Here is a 17,060-nt window from a genome sequence, read left to right as displayed (position 1 = left end):
AGCGGGCTCCTGGCTGTGTTGTGGTGTGATTGGCAGGTGGGCTTGAGTGATTTGAGGTTAGCACAAGGGCGCGGGTGCTCTACACATGCAGGCGCTGCTGCGTCGCAATGTATAGCCGATAACAGCCGCTGATTACGACAAATATTGAGTAGGCGGTTTGCCAAACCAGCGCTTGAAAGCACGGGTAAAATTACTGTGATCAGAAAATCCCAACAGGTGCGCAATTTCGGTGAGCGAGCGCTGGCCATCGCGCAGTAAGTTCAGCGCGTGGTCTCGCCGAACCTGATCTACCAAATCTGTAAAACGCAGCTCGCGCGCTTTCAGTTTGCGTTGCAAATGGCGCGGCGACATATTCAACTGCCGGGCAATCACAGTTTGATCCAGGTCGCCTGCGGCCATTTGTAAGCGAATGGCGTTGAGGGTTTGCCGAATGAGATCCGGCGCCTGGGGCTGGCTGCGCACAAGCTGCTGTTGCAGCAACGCTTCGTGATGGCGAACCAGAGTTTCATTGGCAAAGGGCAGGGGTTGATGAATGTCGGCCAGCGCGTACACCTGGCGCGCAATGGGGCTTTTGGTAGTGACACTGCTGCAACCATAAAAGTCGCGATAGGGCGCGAGGTCTGTCTCGTCTGTGCGGGTGAGCGCGAGCGAACGCAAGGCAAGTTTGCCGGGGAAAATTGCGCGCAATAACTGAAAGCCCGTGGCCATACCAAACTCCAGCGATTCCACACCGGGCAATTGAGGTGTGGCGGGCACCACTTCCAGAACGTATTCATCGCCTCGCACGTGGGTGCTGATGTGAATGGAATCGCTGATAAACGCGGGGTATTTCAGTAGCAGCGCAATGGCGTGCGCCAAACTTTCCGAACACATCACCGCTAAGCCCAGCTCGCCCCAACTGGCCGGTTGGGCTGCCTCTGCTGCCAACAAACCGATGGCCGGCTCGCCGATGGTTTCTGCCGCGCGGCGCCAGGCGGCGGCGGTTTTTTCCACGGGTATGCGTTGGTCTGGTTGGCACTCTATGCCGAGTTCAGTCAGCAGGGCGTCGCCGTCTGCACCGTAGCGACGCAGCAGTTGCGGGATGGGTTTAACCCAGTTGCCATAACTAGAAAATTGCACAATTGTTCCTAATTTGTGACGCGGGTTTGGATTCGAGTCACATGGTAGCGAGTGTTTTCCTGCCACAAAAGGGGCAGAACCCGCGGGTCATTTCAGGGGGTGGCCAGGAGCGCCTGCGTCATTGGGCAGGGCACACTTTGGTAAAAGCGTGTCAACAATCGGCTGAAGTGGGGGTGGGGGCCGGGCAGTGCGTTAAACAGGGTGAGGCAAGAGCGAAGCTTAAGATCGTCTGGCGGGCCAAGAATCGCGCCTATGGGCGCAGTGTGCGGCATCAGGGCCTCGCAACAGCTGAGCAGCCTGGGCCCCAGCAGTGGGTGCGCGAGGTAGGCGCGCGCTGCGTGTATATCGGCAAGGGCATAGTGTTGCGCGGTTTGGCTGCGCCCTAGGCCTGCAAGCTGCGGGAAGATAAACCACATCCAATGGCTTCGCTTGTGCCCGGCGCGCAGCTCGGCAAGTGCGGTTGGGTAAATGTCGGCCTGGGCTACAACAAAGCGTTCGGCATCTAAGGGCATGGGGCCTCCTTTTCTGGCTGGATTTGCGCCAGTTATCACATTGCACAAAAGGCCAATAATGATGTTGATTTAGACGACAGTGCCAATTTAGACTGCGCGCGCCTTGGGCCAAGCCCATGTGACGCGCCGTATGTTAAAAAAATATTATTCCATCTTAGGGTTACCGGAAGGCGCCAATGCGGATGTGGTGAAACGCCAGTACCGCCGCCTTGCCATGCAGCATCATCCAGATCGAACGGGCGGCCGCCCGAGCGACGATTTTTTGCGCTTGTGCCAAGCCTACGACCAGCTGCGCCCGCATCTCAAAACTGAACCCGCAGCCAATGCCTGCAAGCTGCCCACTGCCTCGCGGGAGCGCCGTGGCCCACGGCGTGGCACGCGCGCCCATCGCCGTTTCAGTGTGGTATTGGAGCAGGATTACCTGGGCACCCGTGTTGATGAGTTTGCCTAACGGGGCTGCTTCGCTATTTGCTACACATGCTGATCAATAAGAATGGTATTGCCATCCGGGTCTACCAGCATGAGATTGGCAGGGCCTTGGCTTGTTTCATCGGCCTCGCTTAGCAGGGGAATGTTGCGGGCTTTGAGCGCCTGCTGAATTTCGCGCACATCGGTAAATGCACCTACGGGCTTTGATTGCTGATCCCAGCCGGGGTTAAAGGTGAGTATGTTGTTTTCGAACATGCCCTGGAACAAGCCGATCACGGTATCGCCCTGGCGCAATATCAGCCAATTCTGTGATTCATTGCCGCCGCAGGGGCGAAACCCTAGCGTTTCGTAAAAGGTTTTGGATTGCGCCAGGTTTTTTACACTGAGGCTAACGGAAAATGCGCCAAGTTCCATGGGTGCTCCTTGCAGAGAAAAGTGTTGGGCTTTGGGTGTTAAAAGTGTAGTGCAGTATAGCGAAGGCTTTGGTGGATGGCCCGATGCACCTATTTGCGTATGGGCGCAATTTCGGGCCCGCCTTTTCGTACTCTACGCTTTAGCCATAAGCCTATGGCTACAGTGAGCGCGCACGGCAGCCAGATTATTTTTGCCTCAGACCAAAGCACCAGTAGGCCGCGCTCGGTAAAAAAGCGTGTTACGCCAATGGGAGACACTTCAATAGGCACCCAAGGCAAGAAGATGCGTGCAGAATCCAGCGGCCAGAATAGCGCCACGCCCAGGCCACCATTGGTGAGCGCATCCAGCAGCGCGTGGGATAAACACGACACAAAAATGACACTAAAAATCACCGCCGGCCGCGCTTGCAGAGCCCGAAAACAGGCGGCGCACACAGCCGCCAGTACCAGGGCAAAGGCAATGGAGTGGGTAAAGCCCCGGTGGCCGTAATCCGAGGCGTAGGGGATGCCGAATTTGAAAGCGATAACGTCGGCATCGGGCAGTATTGAGGCAAGCAGCGCCAACAAAAACAGCCTGCGCGGCACCTGGGTTGGGCCGCCCAGTAGCCTTGCACAAATGGGCACGGCGATGTGGGAAATAATGGATGCCATGGCAATTAATCTGCGGTTGTATTGAACGCCGGGTGATAACTCACGCGCCCTTGGGGGTAGTGGGCCGCCCATTTAAGCGCCATAAAATATTCGCCCGGCAGGTTGGCTGGGCTAAGGTCTGGCGCTGGTGCAAATCCAAAACGCTGATAAAAGGCGGGTTCCCCCAAGAGTACGCAACCGGCTGCGCCTTGTTGCTTAAGTGAGCCAAGGGCTGCGTGCATTAATGCGCTGCCCACGCCTTGGTTCTGATGTTGTGGCAATACCGAAAGTGGCCCCAGCCCGAACCAGTTGGGTGCGCCATTTGGCTCGCTTGTTGAGGCCGCTGTAGTCGGCTCAACAGTTTTCGGCTCAACAGTTTTCGGCTCCATATTTTTCGGCTCAAATGTAACCTGCGAAACAGCCACATGGCCCAGGAGCGTGCCTGCGTCTTCTGCCACCAGCGAGAGGGTGAGCGCTTTGGTCGCTCTTAAGGCGTCCACAATAAATGGCTCTGCCTGATTGGAATGTGCAACGGTCGCGAAGGCTGCGCGGGTAAGGTGAAAAATTGCGCTGATGTCGCAAGGCTTTTCGGGGCGGATGTTGATGGTCAATGCAATGCCTCATTTACGTGAGTGCCAGCGTGTAAGTGTACACAAAAATGCCACCAAACCTTTGCGTTGGCCCAATTTGGCAAGGCCCTTGAGTGTCACTCGCTATTGGCAGGTGCGTTGGTGCATTGAGAGAAAAGTGTGCACCCATAAAAAAGCCCCCAAATGGGGGCTTGAAGGTTTCTACTGCAGCTATGCGTAGAGGCTGCCAGTGGCATCTTGCCGGCGCAGCGGGTGTACCTCCTGTACAAGCGGCGGGTGAATCGAAGAGCCATTCACCCGATGTGCAAAACCGCTGTGTTTAGTAGCGGTAATCCGCCTGCAGGGCGATGGTGCGCGGACGCTCCACAAAGCCGTAGTAGGCAGGTGTCATAAAAGTTGAAGCCGACAGTGGCGCGGTGTTGGTGTAGGTCAGGGTATCGCGATCAGTCAGGTTCTTACCCACCAGTGCCAGTGTCCATTGGTCGGCTTCCAGTGCAATGCGGCCATTCACTTTCGCGCCGGGTGTGTACTCCCAGCGTGGGTCCAGGTTCGGGTGAATGAACTGCTTGCCCTGGTAGGTTACGTCCAGCGTGGTGCGCAATTGCAGCTCGCTGAAATCGTAGGTGTGCTCAAGTGAGGTTGAGCCGCTCCAGTTTGGCGTGTACTGGCTTGGCTTGCCGGTGTAATCGCAAATGCCGCCCGGTGCCTGGTTGGGTTGATCGTGGTAGCAGTTGCCGCTATCAAAATCCTTGTACTCGAAATCCAGGTAGCCGATGGCGGCCGTGAGCATCAGGTTGTAGGGCAGGGCCAAGCGGCCATCAAGCTCAACACCTTTTACTTCGGCTTTTTTCGCATTGCCAACCACAAAGCCCAAGATGCCATCAAACTGTGAGGTTTGCAGATCTTTGTAGGTGGTGTGGAAAATGGCAGCGTTCAATTCTGCGCGGTCATCCCACAGGCGGGTTTTGGTACCCAGCTCGTAGGTGGTGGCCTCTTCGCGATCAAACTCGAAGGATTCCACTTGGTTGGCGCGCGCATCAAAACCGCCAGATTTAAAACCGGTAGAACCGCTGGCGTAGAACATGACATCGTCGCTGGCGATGTACTGCACAGAGACAGACGGCGTGAATGAGGTTTCGTCACGATCGCCCGCCAGGTTGTGGCCAGGCGCGTTGGGCACCATTACCTGCAGCTCTTCGGTATCCACATTGAAGGCTTGCTTCACCACGAATGCGGCAATAGGGTCTGCCGTGCCGGTGGCGGCATTGAGGGTGCGCATGGTGCGTGAGCCCTCTTTGGTTTCGTGGGTGTAGCGGCCGCCGGCGGTGAGAGCCCAGGCTTCATTGATGTTCCAGGTGGCCTGTGCGAATACGGCGGCAGCGGTGGCATCTTGCTCGTAATCCCGCGGTACGGTAATGCCTTGAATCAGCGCCAGTTGCGGGTCTAGCAGGCCAAGAATGGAGGTTTCAGAGAAGCTGGTAGCCTCTTTAAAATCCAGCTCGTTGCTTTGGTAGAACACGCCGGCAATCCAATCTACGGTTTCACCACCGGGTGATACCAGGCGCAGCTCCTGGCTGAACTGGCGGTATTCTTCGTTCATGGCGATGCTGAATACGTCGGCACCGGTAAAGTCGCAGTCGCAATTTTCGGAAAACTCGTAGCCTGCCCAGCCGGTTACAGAGGTAAGGGTACCTATGTCGGTGTCGTAGTTGGCGGTGAAGGTCACGTTGTCTACGGTGTTTTCAGAAAACTCCGGGCTGTCTGATTGGCGCACATAATCCTGCTCGTTGTCCATCAGGCGGGCGTCGCCTGTGAGCTGGGCCAGAATCTGGCCGTACTGCACACCATCGCCGCGGGGCAGCTCTTTTACGATTTCAATCTGGCGGCCTTTTACATCAAAGGTGTCGCGCTCGGCCTTGAGAATCAGCTCCAGGTTTTCGGTGGCGTCCCACGCGATGGTGCCGCGAATCGCGCGCTCTTCACGGCTTGGTTCGTCGCGGTCTTGCAATTCGTTTTCCATGTAGCCGGCGTCGCTGTAACCGCGCACAGCCAGGCGCGCGCGCACTGTGTCGTTTAAGGGGCCAGAGGCTACCAGGTTCACTTCACGCTGGTTAAAGCGCGGCTCGTACACAATGCCTGCCTTCAGCTCAAGCTCTTCGGTGGGCTTGGCGGTGGTCATGTTGATAGCACCGGCAATGGAGTTTTTACCAAACAAAATGCCCTGTGGCCCGCGCAGTACTTCAATGCGCTCAAGGTCCATAAAGGGCGCGCGACTCAGCTGGGCGCGGCCGTAGTAGATGCCGTCTACATAGGTGCCTACCGATTGCTCAAAACCCTGGTTAATGCCAGAGCCAATGCCGCGAATAAAAATCTGGGTACCGATGCCGGTTTCACTCATAGACAGGTTGGGTACGTAGGCGGTCACGTCTTCCATCTTGGTAAGGTTGCCCTCGGCCAACTTGTCGCCACCCACGGCATTAATAGATACGGGCACATCCTGCAGGCTTTGCGGGCGCTTTTGCGCGGTAACCACAACCTCTTCCAGAACCTGTGCATAGCCGTTGCCGGCGCTGAGTGCCAGGGTGGCCAGTGCGGCAACCAGTGGCTTTTTCACGAGCGTGTTGTTCATTCGTCTCTCCTGTTAATAGCGTGATGTCTTGTTATTGTCTGGCAAGCGGCTAAAGCCCTTGCCGGCGCCGACTATAGCTGAGCATGGGTGGGCCAACTATTCAGCGGGCGACAGGTCGCTATTCCCAAAGCGACAAGGCGACGGGAGGCCAGACAAATGGGTTGAATTACAAAAAGGTCAGGGTGGCGAGTGCGCCAATAAGGGCAAAAACCAAAATCAGCGCCGAGCGCCACAGCCAGCGATTGCCAGCCGCTGCTATTGGCGGGTGTTCCGCTTGTTGGCGCAGCTCGTGGGCCTGAATGGCCAAGGCGCGCGACTTTATCAATTTACCCCGGGTGGTTTTAAGGGCGGCAATCTCGCGCTCTAAAAACGGCTGTCGCTCTTGATCGCACTCGGCCAGTTGCTGCTCGCAGCTGTGCAGTGTTTGCTCGAGGGCTTTGAGCTGGGTATCGATATTGTGGGTGATAGATTCCAGTGACACGGTAAATTCCTTGGCTGAGGCGCCAGTATACACGAGCCGTGGCCGGTGCAGGGGTCAGAGCTTTGCGGCATATACCGCATTGTGTATGGTTGTGTCAGCAGCTGTGGCGATATGGACACAGGTCTGTTTTGAGAATCCAGTTTCTAGTTTCTAGTTTCTAGTTTCTAGTTTCTAGTTTCTAGTTTCTAGTTTCTAGTTTCTAGTTTCTAGTTTCTAGTTCGGTTCGGCGTGCGATGCATGCCGTATCTGTTTTTATTGGCAGCAATTTATTGGCAAAGATTTATGGCGCCACTTTTCTCGCATGGTTTTACTTATTTATCCGTTGATAGAATGGTTTGTGCAGGTTTTGGTTGGCAGCGGTGCCGATGCCGGGTTTTTACGTTGTTCAGGTCTATGGCGGCCAACTGTACACCGTGGCGCTGCTTCATGGCGGCAATGCGTGTGGCATTGGTTTGTAAAAACCGGTCAAATGCCGCGATCACTTCGGGGTGCTTCCGGGTGGCTAACCGGTAGCCGCCGCTTACAAACGGCAGCTGCGTGTTAAAACACACGCGCGCACCCGCGCCAAGTTGGCCGCTGGCTTGGTACATACCCACATCAATATTTAAGTAGGCGCCGTCAATGCGTTGGTGCAGCAGTGCCTGTAGCAGGTCGGTGACCCGGGTGAATTCGCTTATTGCAATATCGCCATTGTGAATGGCGTGCAAATAGGGCGTGGGGTTAAAGCCGCGAATGGTGCCCAATCGTTTAAGTGGCGGTTGTTGATTAAGGCTGATGATTCCGTCGATATAGTGTGCGGCAGGCCGGCTATAGGTGATGCTGAGCCCCGCGCGCAGGGGGGCTTGCCATTCGGGGCTGTCTGGGTATTTGAAATCCAACCCACCTGTGCGCAAAAATTGCTGATACAAGCGTTTGACCGGCAAGGGCAAGTAGTGCAGCTGCAGGTTTTCCTGGCTGGCAAAGGCGTCGAATAGCTCCCGTGCAAAGCCTGCATATTCGGGGGCTGGCCCAGAGCCCCAGTGGTAGTGGGGGCTATAGCCGACGGCCTCGGTACCCAGGGTAAAGCCGGGCCCGCCGGCCTCTACGGTGGCACTGAGCAGCAGTGCCGCTAGCGCGATTCTGAACATGGGGCTTTGGTCATATTGGCGAAATCGGCGTTCTGGGCAAGTGCGCTTAACCCGGCATTATCAGCTATAACTGTAGTTCAACTCTCTAGTGGTTGAACGGCCGGAAACAAGCTGCTGCTGTGGGGCTGTGCTGTGACCCAAGAGTGAAGTTCCGGCAAGGCGCTGAATGTGCCAGCGAAGGTGTCTAATGAATATCGGCCTGAAACAGCAGTTGTTAATCAGTATGGCGGCAGCACTTTTGTTGCCACTGTTAGTTAGCACCAGCATTTTTAATGTCAGCATCCGCAACCTAATTGACGAGCGCTTGATGGGCACCGAGTTGCCGGCATCCTTGCGCGAAGTGCGCAACGGCATTGAGCTGGATTTACAATCGGCCATCGTGACCTCCCGTGCGGTGGCCAACAATGTCTATGTGCAGGATTTTCTCGCCTATGACGATGCGGCAAAAGATCGCGGGGTGGCCGTTGATAATTCCGGCAGCCAAAGCGCAGCGGCGCAAGCACAGGTCAGCGTGTTTGATGACTCATCGGCCCCCGTGGCCCGCGAGCTGACGGCGGCGGAAATTGCAGACAGCCGTAAGGCCAAGCAAGATCGCCTGGTGCGTTATCTGCAAGGGGTGCGCAGCAGCAGTGACGCCATTGCCGCCTATGTGGTATCAGAGCGCACGGGTCACTATTTCAATACCGATGGGTTGTTTAAAACCCTTTCGCCCTCGGCGGATCGCGATCAGTGGTTCTACCGTTTTTTGGCTAGCGGGCGGCCCTATGAATTGAGCCTGGATGTGGATGAGGCCAGTGGTAAGCCCACGGTGTTTATCAACTACAAAATCGATACCCGCGGTGTGCAGGGTGTGGGCGGCGTTGGCCAGTCGCTTGCGGCTATGTCTGAACTGGTGCGCAACTACCGGCTTGGCAAGCACGGGCAGGTGTATCTGGTAGACCGCAGTGGGAACATTAAATTGCACCGCGATCCAGGCCTGTCTGGCCGGCCTTTGGCGAGCGTGTTGCAAGCCAATGGCGATGGCTTGGTGCGCGCCAAAGATATCGCCACGCAAACCTTTACACGCGATGGTGAAGCCTATTTGGCGGCATCAATTCCATTGCAATCGGCAGACTGGTATTTGGTTGCCGAAATTCCGCAGGCAGAGCTCTACGCGGGGCTTGAGGCCACCATCTTGCACAACCTGGGCTTGTCGCTGTTATTGGCGGTGGTTTTTTTGGTGCTTGTGTTATGGCTTGCTAATCGCATTGTACGCCCCTTGGTAGAAATTACTCTGGCGCTGGAAGATATTACCCAGCGCGATGGCGATTTGACTGCAAGGCTTCCGGAAACCCGCAAAGATGAAGTTGGTGATTTGGCCCGGCAGGTCAATGTTTTTATTGAGCAATTGCACACCTTGTGCGCGCAGATTGTGCAGTCAAGCCACGCGGTGGCCAAGGCGTCGCAATCGGTAAATCAATATATTTCGCAAGCGGCCGGGCGCACAGAACAGCAGCAACTCAATACCGACATGGTTGCCACGGCGGTAAATGAAATGGGTGCAACCGTTAACGAAATTGCGCGCAACGCCGCCGACGCCGCCGAGGCCTCGCGCACAGCTCACCAAACCGCCGGCGATGGCAAAGCCAAGGTTGAGGGCACAGTAAAAGATATGGGCCAGCTCAACCAGGTGATGGGCCAATCGGTAGAACGGGTAGAACAGCTCGCCAAAGACATTAAATCCATCTCTGGCGTACTGGATGTGATTAAAGGCATTTCAGAGCAAACCAATCTATTGGCTTTAAACGCTGCCATTGAAGCTGCCCGCGCCGGCGAGCAAGGGCGCGGCTTCGCGGTGGTGGCCGATGAGGTACGCACGCTTGCCCAGCGCACAGCGCAATCTACCGAAGAAATTAATGACATGATTGCACGGCTTGATCGCAGTGCCCGCGCTACCGTGGAATCTATTATGGCTGGCAGCGAGCAAACCCAAACCAGTGTGCAACACGTGCGGCAAACCGGTGAGTTGCTGTTGGGTATTACCGAAGGTGTAAACCGGATTTCCGATATGAACTACCAGATAGCAACCGCCACAGAAGAACAAAGCCAGGCCACCGAAGAAATTAACCGCAATGTGCAATCTATTGCCGATCACTCGCGCAGCACCGGTGAAGACATTGTAGCCTGTCAGCGCCTGTGCCAAACGTTGCAGGCACAATCAGACACGCTTGCAGATTTAATGAAACGCTTTACGCTTTAGCGCTCAGCCGAGGTTGCGGTAGAGCCCGCCGTGAAACACCAACGGGCTGCCGGCATGCACGGCAAATTGCTGTACGCGCCCCACCAATATAATGTGATCGCCACCGCTGTAGCGGTGCTCCAGCGTGCATTCAAACACGGCGTTAAAATCCGGCAAGATAGGGCTGTTGGCCACGCCATTGGTGAGCGGCAATTGGCCGAATTTGTCGTCTGGGCTTGGGCGGCCAAACAGGTCTGAAAGGTCGCGTTGCTCTTGCTTTAACACGTGAATGGCAAAGTGATTCGTGCGCTCAAAAACATCAAAGCAGTTGGCGGTTTTGGCAATGCTCCACAACACCAACGGCGGCTCCAATGACACAGAATTAAAGCTGCTCACCGTCATACCCACGGGCAGGCCCTGTGCATCGCGGGTGGTGACAATGGTCACGCCGGTGGGAAAGCTGCCCAGTGCGTTGCGAAACGCGAGGCTGTCGAAGGGTTGTGGCTCGGTGCTCATGGGCCTTGGTCTCTCTTGCGTCTATTCCGGCCCTGGCGGCGGGCTCGTGGGTGGGCGCGGCAGCGCTTGGGTGAGCCTGCAATGAAAGGCGTACCCGGGGCCTGCTTATCCGCGCCCGCTCAGGGCTGCGCAGTCTAACGCTTTGGCGCCAAAATACCTACTCCAGTATGGCCGCCAGCTGCCGGTTGAGCGGCTCTTTTTCCCGCAGGTAGTTGCCCGTAAGCGCAAACCCCTGCAGTACGCCCTCTGGGCTATGAAACAGCGCCCTGACGTTGTGGCCGTCTTGTTCGATTTGCCAACTGCCGGCCTGGCCTGATGCAACGGGGCTTACCACCACCGGGCACAGGGTGGTTTTGACCATCACAGGCATAGCCGGGTAGCGCACAGCGGTGGGGGTGCCCGCCAGTGTGGGTGCCAGCGCCCGGGCGGCGTGCATCAACGGCATCACATACAGCAAGTTATGGCCGGCCACTTCTGCGCAATCACCGAGCGCGTATACATTCGACGCCGAAGTCTTGAGGTAGGCATCGGTTTGGATACCGCGGCCCACGGTGATACCGGCGGCCTGTGCCAGTGCTGTGCGCGGGCGCACGCCCACGGCCGAGAGCACTAGGTCGGCCTCAATTTGCTCGCCATTGGCGAGGGTCGCTCGCACGCCTTGGCCTGTTTCGGCCAAGGATTGCACCAGGGTTTGCAGGTGGTATTGCACGCCGTGGGCTGCCAGCCCCTGCTGGATGACTTGCCCAACCTCGGCGGGCATCAGGCTGCCCAAGGGGGCGGCGAGTGGATCTACCACGTGTATCTCGCGCCCGGTTTGCGCCAGGTCGTTGGCGTATTCCGAACCAATCAGGCCCGCGCCCACAATGAGTATGCGCAGCTTACCTTCAATGGCCTCTTTAAAGCGCCGGTAGTCGGTGAGGTCGTTCACGGTAAACACGCGCTCAGTGCTCGCGCCTGCCATGGGCGGGGTAATGGCCTCGCTGCCGAGCGCCAGCACCAGCTGGCTGTAGGGGTAGGTTTGGCCGTTGGCGGTCACCGTTTGGGCGTGGGTGTCGATGGCGCCCACCCGGGTATGGGTGATGATTTCCGCGTTGAGTTGTTCGGCCATTGCCGATGCACTGCTGCTCACCATTTGCTCAGGCGTTTGGCCCTTGGCGAAGCCCGTAGAAAGCAGGGGCTTGGAGTAAAAGGCGCCGTCGTCGGCGGTGATCATCAATAGCGGGGTTTTCTCATCAAGCTTGCGCCATTCGCGCGCCAAGTTATAGCCGGCCAGGCCCGTGCCCAAAATGATTAGCGGTGCGCTCGCGAGTGGCGCAGCCGCTGTTGTGCTGGACTGTTGCTCGCTGGGGCCGCGCGCGCGCATTTCGAAGTCTTCTTTGCCTACTCCGCAATCGGGGCAAAACCAGTCGTCGGGTACGTCGGCCCAGCGAGTGCCAGGGGCAATGCCGTCATCGGGCCAGCCTTCGGCCTCGTCGTAAATAAAGCCACAAACCAGGCATTCCCAGATCAAATACTCGCTCATGAAGTTTCCTTGGTGCGGTTACTGTTTATTTGGGTGCAATTGGATCACCTGTCCAGCGCACGAGTCCATGAACCGCAATGTCGTACAAATCCAGCACCCGCGCGAGGCTGTGATCAACCATGGCCTGCAAATCTGCCGGGCGGGCGTAAAAGGCAGGCACCGGCGGCGCGATGATGGCGCCCATTTCCGATAGGCTGGTCATGGTGCGCAGGTGGCCTGTGTGCAGGGGCGTTTCGCGCACCATCAGCACAAGTTTGCGGCGCTCTTTGAGCACTACATCGGCCGCGCGCGAAAGCAAACTGCTGGTGATGCCCGTGGCGATTTCGCCCATGCTTTTTATGGAACATGGCGCCACAATCATGCCTGCGGTTTTAAAGCTGCCGCTGGCGATAGACGCCCCTATATTTTTGGGTGAGTGCACCACATCGGCCAGCGCCTTGACCTGTTCAGCTTTATATTGGGTTTCATAGCTCAGGGTCAGCTCGGCGGCCTTGCTCATTACCAGGTGGGTTTCAATAGCGGTGGGCTTTAAGAGCTCCAGCAGGCGCACGCCGTAAATCACGCCCGAGGCGCCGGAAATACCGATAATCAAGCGGGTGGGTTCTGTCATAGCACTGGCTCAAAAATGTTCTGGGCTATATTACTACTTATGAATGTAGAAAAAAGAACCAATCTTGCCCGTGCCTAAGCCTGCCGGTTGCAGTAGCAGGGTGCAGCACCTCAGTGCGATGCCTTTAGTTGCACAGGGTTTTACGCTTATTGAGCTGGTGGCTGTGCTGGTGATGGGTGGCGTGCTGGCGGCCATTGCTGGACGGAAATTTATTGATTTTTTACGGTGCCGAGCGCGTTGTGGCCGTGATGCCACCGCATTTGCTTTAGCTGAATTCACTCATCAATTGCTCAAATTCGTCGCAGGCGAGCGGCTTAGACCAAAAATAGCCTTGGCCCAAATCGCATCCCAGCTCCTGCAAGCGCGCCAGCGCCAGCGCATCTTCCACGCCTTCGGCCACCGTGGCTAACCCCAGGCTTTGTGCAATATTGATAATGGCAATAATAATGTTGAGGTCTTGCTTGGAATCCAACATTTTGCGCACAAAAGATTGGTCAATCTTCAGTGCTTCCAAATCAAATTTACTGAGGTAGCCCAGGTTGGAATAGCCGGTGCCAAAATCGTCGATAGAAAAACTGACACCGTGAAGGCGCAGGTCGGCAATCTGGGCGCGTACGTTTTCGGCATCGCTGAGCAGTAGCGATTCGGTCAGCTCAAGCTCCAGGTGCTGGCCTTCAAGGGCTGCCTCACTGAGTGCGCGCACCACTTCTTTTTCCAGTGTGCCGCGGGTAAATTGCACAGGCGACAGGTTCACCGCAATTTCCAGATTGGAGTGGCCGGCCAAGTGCCACTGCTTGCACTGCCGGCAGGCCTCGCGCAGCACCCAATTGCCAATTTCCACAATCAGCCCGGTTTCCTCTGCCAGCTCAATAAAATCAACGGGTGTCATTAGCCCGCGCTCGGGGTGTTGCCAGCGGATGAGCGCCTCGGCGCCAACCAGTTTGCCGGTGCGTAAATCGACTTTGGGTTGATAGTACAGGCGCAGCTCATCGTTTTTCACGGCCTTGCGCAGGTCTTTGATGAGCACAAAGCGTTCATCGCTTAAGGTGTTCATACCTGCATCAAAAAAGCGGTACAGATTTTTGCCGTCGGCTTTGGCGCGATACATTGCGATGTCGGCATTTTTGCAAAAGCTTTCGAAATCGCTGCCGTCCTGGGGGGCCATGGCAATGCCAATGGAGGCAGAAGTTTGAATGTAGTGGTTGTCCAGTTGTGCGGGTTTGGTGAGCATTTTCAAAATTTTGGCGGCCACCCGCTCCACCTGCCGGGCATTTTTGACATCGTTTAACAGCACAATAAATTCATCGCCGCCAAACCGGCAGGCGGTATCGGTTTCGCGCAGGCTACGTTTGAGCGTTTTAGCCACCATCTGCAAGACTTTGTCGCCAATGGAGTGGCCTAGGGAGTCGTTGATGGTTTTGAAATTATCCAGGTCAATAAAGAGCAGTGCACACTGGCCGCCGTGACGTTTGATACGCAGCAACGAGGTGGTGAAGCGATCTTCGCACAGGGTGCGGTTGGGCAGGCCTGTGAGGGCGTCGTATTGGGCAAGGTAGGTGGCCTTGGCCTCGGAGGCACGGAACTTTTCGTTTTCTTCTGCCAGCTGATTCAGGGTCAGGCGCAAGTCACGGGCTAAAAAGTGCACGCTAAAACCTGTGATGGCCAAAATGGTAAAGGTATTGGCAAGTGTGGAGAGGGTAACATTCATCGTGATGCGGGGCTTCCAGCCAGACAGCTGTGCAATGCCCAGCAGTGTCACCACGGCCAATATAAAGCTGAACAAAATCCAGAATTGGCGGGGCTTGCTGAACAGGGCTGCAAATATCAGCAGCGCCGGGAAGCCCAGCACACCCTTATCAAGCAGCCCGAAGTTGGCCGCAATCACGGCGCTCAGGCACAGGGTAATTCCCCAAAGCAAAATGGTGGAGGCGCGCTCTACCTGCTGCCCGCTGATGGCGCGCAGGGCCTGGCTAAGCGCAATCAGGGTGAGTGCAAAAATAGCCTGGGTATACCAGTTGACGCCCACCCACAGGTTCAGGCCCATGGCTGTGATAAACCCGCCCATGCACCAGTAAATGACATGGGAGAGCCGTTGCGCACGGCGCTGCAGGTGCTGTTGGGAGGCGTTGGGTAACAATGAAGGCATGGTGCATTCCGCTGTGATTCAGCCAAAAGAATAGCAGTTGGCGGGAATCTGGCAGGCCTGGCCGGGCCTACCGGCAGGTGCAGGGTGGGCAGCGTTACCACGAGCGGCCGGCCACCTGAACCGCAGGCAAAAAAATGCCGGGCAGGGCCCGGCACAGCGCTGCAGCGAGGGCCGCAGCAAGGGTGTTGGGTAATTACGCTTTGGTGCGCTTGATCCAGGCGTTTACGCGCTCTTCCAGTACAGTCAATGGCACAGGGCCGCTGGTGAGTACCACGTCGTGGTATTGGCGAATATCGAACTTATCGCCCAGCTCGCGCTTGGCTTTTTCACGCAGCTCTACAATTTTGATCATGCCGATCTTGTAGGCGGTGGCCTGTGAGGGCATCACTATGTAGCGCTCGATGGCTTTTACGCTATCGGATTTGGCGTTGGGCGTGTTGGTTACCAGGTAGTCGATGGCCTCTTCACGGGTCCACTTCTTCGCGTGGATGCCGGTATCTACCACCAGGCGGCAGGCGCGCCACAGCTCCATGGCCAAGCGGCCGAAATCCGAGTAGGGGTCTTCATACAGGCCCATTTCTTTGGGCACCAGCTCAGAGTAGAGGCCCCAACCTTCGGTGTAGGCAGTGTAGCTGCCGTACTTGCGGAACTTCGGCACACCTTGCAGCTCTTGTGAAATGGCAAGCTGCATGTGATGGCCAGGTACGCCCTCGTGATAGGCCAGTGCTTCCATCTGGTAGATGGGCATGGCTTTCATGTCGTAGAGGTTGGCGTAGTACATGCCAGGGCGTGAACCGTTCGGCGCCGGGCGCTGGTAGAAGGCCTTGCCGGCGGATTTCTCGCGGAAGGGCTCAACGGCTTTCACTACCAGGTCTGCTTTGGGCTTGGTGATAAACAGCTCGTCCAAACGGCCTTTCATGTTGTCGATAAGTGCGGTGGCTTCTTTCAGGTAGCGGGCTTTGCCTTCATCGGTGGTGGGGTAGTAGAACTGCGGGTCGTCGCGCATGAACACGAAGAATTCCTGCAGGCTGCCATCGAACTTCACCTGCTTCATGATGGCGCGCATTTCATCGTGGATGCGGGCCACTTCTTTCAGCCCGATGTTGTGAATTTCATCGGCGGTGAGGTCTGTGGTGGTGGTTTTTTTGAGCGCCGCATTATAGAACTCTGCGCCGTTCGGGAATTTCCAGGCACCGTCGCGGGTGTCGGCTTTCTTCTCGAGCTTCTTCAGGTAGGCCACAAGCTGGGTGTAGGCTGGCTTCAGGCCTTTTTTCAGGGCCTTTTCGCCGCGCTTGATCAGCTTGGCTTTCTCGGCATCGTCAATGTCGAGTGCGTTTACCTTCTTGCGGAAATCCGCCATCAGCGGGCTGTCTTCACCTTTGGAGAAGGGCGCGCCTTTGAGGATGTTCTCGCTATCGCTGATCACGTAGGGGAACACAAACTTGGGTGCAATAATGCCGGCTTTGGCGCGCTCATCGAGATTGGCAATGAGTTGTTTCATAACCTTGGGCAGTTTGTTCAGGCGGCCAATGTAGGCCTCGGCATCGCTCACTGAATCTACGCGGTGCTGGTTGATCAGAAAGCTTGGCACCATCGAGTGCATGCCGAACATCTGGTTCACCGGGTAGTTGTGCAACCGCCAGCGCTCGAAGGCGAGGTCTTGTTCCAGGTCGTCTTCCATCAGGCGGTAGCTCAGGGCGTTGTCTTCGCTGAGCTTGCTTTTATCCAGTGCACGCAGGCGCTTTAGCTGGTCGCGCGCCAGTGCGTAGCCCTCTTGTTCGTGCTCGGGCGAGAGATCGTCCCACTGGTCGTAGTTGGTTTTCATGCCCAGATACGTCTGGTAAATGGGGCTGCGCTCTACGCCTTCATTAAAGATGGTCTCAAACAAGGCCTCGGCTTTTGCGTCTTCGCTTTGTGCATCGGTGTTGGCGTGTGCGGCCAGGCTTAGCAGCAGGCCGCCGGTGGCACCGGCAATCAATTTAACAATGGGATTCATTGGATCCTCTGTATTATCGAGTGATGGGTTTTTGGTGGTACCAAACAGGCCGAGTATACGGAGCATTCGCCCAGTGGCCCAATAAACCCGTTGAGCCGACACTCGGGCAAGATGAATAGCAC

At 56.5% G+C, this 17,060-nt stretch carries 15 protein-coding genes and 1 pseudogene; 3 read left to right on the top strand and 13 right to left on the bottom strand.

Features of this window, described 5'->3' with window-relative positions; genetic code table 11:
• Positions 1–132: 132 nt before the first annotated feature.
• Positions 133–1,119 carry an AraC family transcriptional regulator gene (locus L1F30_RS13990; protein ID WP_253356953.1) on the bottom strand — a complete coding sequence of 329 codons (987 nt, stop codon included), beginning with the start codon at positions 1,117–1,119 and terminating at the stop codon, positions 133–135.
• Between the two features lie 92 nt (positions 1,120–1,211).
• Positions 1,212–1,631, bottom strand: coding sequence for a DUF1810 domain-containing protein (locus L1F30_RS13985; RefSeq protein ID WP_253356951.1), 420 nt, complete (start codon positions 1,629–1,631; stop codon positions 1,212–1,214).
• 130 nt (positions 1,632–1,761) lie between these two features.
• On the opposite strand from L1F30_RS13985, the gene L1F30_RS13980 reads away from it, so the two are divergent.
• Positions 1,762–2,082, top strand: coding sequence for a DnaJ domain-containing protein (locus L1F30_RS13980; RefSeq protein WP_253356949.1), 321 nt, complete (start codon positions 1,762–1,764; stop codon positions 2,080–2,082).
• A 20-nt stretch (positions 2,083–2,102) separates the two neighbouring features.
• Here L1F30_RS13980 and L1F30_RS13975 read toward each other — a convergent pair whose 3' ends face one another.
• The 6 genes from L1F30_RS13975 to L1F30_RS13950 form a co-directional block, all read right to left on the bottom strand.
• Positions 2,103–2,474 carry a VOC family protein gene (locus L1F30_RS13975; protein ID WP_253356947.1) on the bottom strand — a complete coding sequence of 124 codons (372 nt, stop codon included), beginning with the start codon at positions 2,472–2,474 and terminating at the stop codon, positions 2,103–2,105.
• 89 nt (positions 2,475–2,563) lie between these two features.
• Complete coding sequence (locus L1F30_RS13970) at positions 2,564–3,124, bottom strand: metal-dependent hydrolase (RefSeq protein ID WP_253356945.1); 561 nt, start codon at positions 3,122–3,124, stop codon at positions 2,564–2,566.
• Between the two features lie 5 nt (positions 3,125–3,129).
• Positions 3,130–3,714: a GNAT family N-acetyltransferase gene (locus L1F30_RS13965; RefSeq protein ID WP_253356943.1), complete on the bottom strand. Its 585-nt coding sequence runs from the start codon at positions 3,712–3,714 to the stop codon at positions 3,130–3,132.
• Between the two features lie 298 nt (positions 3,715–4,012).
• A complete protein-coding gene (locus L1F30_RS13960) occupies positions 4,013–6,322 on the bottom strand; it encodes a TonB-dependent receptor (RefSeq protein ID WP_253356941.1) in 2,310 nt (769 codons plus the stop codon).
• Positions 6,323–6,488: 166 nt separating this feature from the next.
• Positions 6,489–6,803 (bottom strand): hypothetical protein, encoded by a 315-nt coding sequence (locus L1F30_RS13955; RefSeq protein WP_253356939.1) that lies wholly within the window; start codon positions 6,801–6,803, stop codon positions 6,489–6,491.
• Positions 6,804–7,114: 311 nt separating this feature from the next.
• Complete coding sequence (locus L1F30_RS13950; RefSeq protein ID WP_253356937.1) at positions 7,115–7,930, bottom strand: ABC transporter substrate-binding protein; 816 nt, start codon at positions 7,928–7,930, stop codon at positions 7,115–7,117.
• A 187-nt stretch (positions 7,931–8,117) separates the two neighbouring features.
• On the opposite strand from L1F30_RS13950, the gene L1F30_RS13945 reads away from it, so the two are divergent.
• Positions 8,118–10,169 carry a methyl-accepting chemotaxis protein gene (locus tag L1F30_RS13945; RefSeq protein ID WP_253356935.1) on the top strand — a complete coding sequence of 684 codons (2,052 nt, stop codon included), beginning with the start codon at positions 8,118–8,120 and terminating at the stop codon, positions 10,167–10,169.
• 3 nt (positions 10,170–10,172) lie between these two features.
• On the opposite strand, the gene L1F30_RS13940 is transcribed toward L1F30_RS13945, so the two are convergent.
• The 3 genes from L1F30_RS13940 to L1F30_RS13930 form a co-directional block, all read right to left on the bottom strand.
• Positions 10,173–10,664: a flavin reductase family protein gene (locus L1F30_RS13940; RefSeq protein WP_253356933.1), complete on the bottom strand. Its 492-nt coding sequence runs from the start codon at positions 10,662–10,664 to the stop codon at positions 10,173–10,175.
• Positions 10,665–10,821: 157 nt separating this feature from the next.
• Entirely contained in the window at positions 10,822–12,186 is a 1,365-nt protein-coding gene (locus L1F30_RS13935; protein ID WP_253356931.1) for an FAD-dependent oxidoreductase, read from the bottom strand.
• Positions 12,187–12,211: 25 nt separating this feature from the next.
• Positions 12,212–12,796 (bottom strand): UbiX family flavin prenyltransferase, encoded by a 585-nt coding sequence (locus tag L1F30_RS13930; protein ID WP_253356929.1) that lies wholly within the window; start codon positions 12,794–12,796, stop codon positions 12,212–12,214.
• 118 nt (positions 12,797–12,914) lie between these two features.
• On the opposite strand from L1F30_RS13930, the pseudogene L1F30_RS17620 reads away from it, so the two are divergent.
• Positions 12,915–12,965 (top strand): annotated as a pseudogene (locus tag L1F30_RS17620) (prepilin-type N-terminal cleavage/methylation domain-containing protein); the annotation flags it as partial.
• 96 nt (positions 12,966–13,061) lie between these two features.
• On the opposite strand, the gene L1F30_RS13925 reads toward L1F30_RS17620, so the two are convergent.
• Together L1F30_RS13925 and L1F30_RS13920 are read right to left on the bottom strand one after the other, a co-directional pair.
• Positions 13,062–14,942: a bifunctional diguanylate cyclase/phosphodiesterase gene (locus tag L1F30_RS13925; protein ID WP_253356927.1), complete on the bottom strand. Its 1,881-nt coding sequence runs from the start codon at positions 14,940–14,942 to the stop codon at positions 13,062–13,064.
• Between the two features lie 193 nt (positions 14,943–15,135).
• Positions 15,136–16,938 (bottom strand): DUF885 family protein, encoded by a 1,803-nt coding sequence (locus L1F30_RS13920; protein ID WP_253356925.1) that lies wholly within the window; start codon positions 16,936–16,938, stop codon positions 15,136–15,138.
• Between the last annotated feature and the right edge of the window lie 122 nt (positions 16,939–17,060).

Source organism: Simiduia sp. 21SJ11W-1 (genome assembly GCF_024138675.1).
In the GTDB taxonomy this organism is placed as follows: domain Bacteria; phylum Pseudomonadota; class Gammaproteobacteria; order Pseudomonadales; family Cellvibrionaceae; genus Simiduia.
The sequence above is the reverse complement of the archived record's forward strand: the minus strand, read 5'-3'. Positions and strand labels throughout refer to the sequence as shown.

Bases quoted from the DNA above. Each gene is read 5' to 3' on its own strand.
- L1F30_RS13985 (WP_253356951.1), bottom strand. From the start codon at position 1,631: ATGCCCTTAGATGCCGAACGCTTTGTTGTAGCCCAGGCCGACATTTAC.
- L1F30_RS13980 (WP_253356949.1), top strand. From the start codon at position 1,762: ATGTTAAAAAAATATTATTCCATCTTAGGGTTACCGGAAGGCGCCAAT.
- L1F30_RS13975 (WP_253356947.1), bottom strand. From the start codon at position 2,474: ATGGAACTTGGCGCATTTTCCGTTAGCCTCAGTGTAAAAAACCTGGCG.
- L1F30_RS13970 (WP_253356945.1), bottom strand. From the start codon at position 3,124: ATGGCATCCATTATTTCCCACATCGCCGTGCCCATTTGTGCAAGGCTA.
- L1F30_RS13960 (WP_253356941.1), bottom strand. From the start codon at position 6,322: ATGAACAACACGCTCGTGAAAAAGCCACTGGTTGCCGCACTGGCCACC.
- L1F30_RS13950 (WP_253356937.1), bottom strand. From the start codon at position 7,930: ATGTTCAGAATCGCGCTAGCGGCACTGCTGCTCAGTGCCACCGTAGAG.
- L1F30_RS13945 (WP_253356935.1), top strand. From the start codon at position 8,118: ATGAATATCGGCCTGAAACAGCAGTTGTTAATCAGTATGGCGGCAGCA.
- L1F30_RS13940 (WP_253356933.1), bottom strand. From the start codon at position 10,664: ATGAGCACCGAGCCACAACCCTTCGACAGCCTCGCGTTTCGCAACGCA.
- L1F30_RS13935 (WP_253356931.1), bottom strand. From the start codon at position 12,186: ATGAGCGAGTATTTGATCTGGGAATGCCTGGTTTGTGGCTTTATTTAC.
- L1F30_RS13930 (WP_253356929.1), bottom strand. From the start codon at position 12,796: ATGACAGAACCCACCCGCTTGATTATCGGTATTTCCGGCGCCTCGGGC.
- L1F30_RS13925 (WP_253356927.1), bottom strand. From the start codon at position 14,942: ATGCCTTCATTGTTACCCAACGCCTCCCAACAGCACCTGCAGCGCCGT.
- L1F30_RS13920 (WP_253356925.1), bottom strand. From the start codon at position 16,938: ATGAATCCCATTGTTAAATTGATTGCCGGTGCCACCGGCGGCCTGCTG.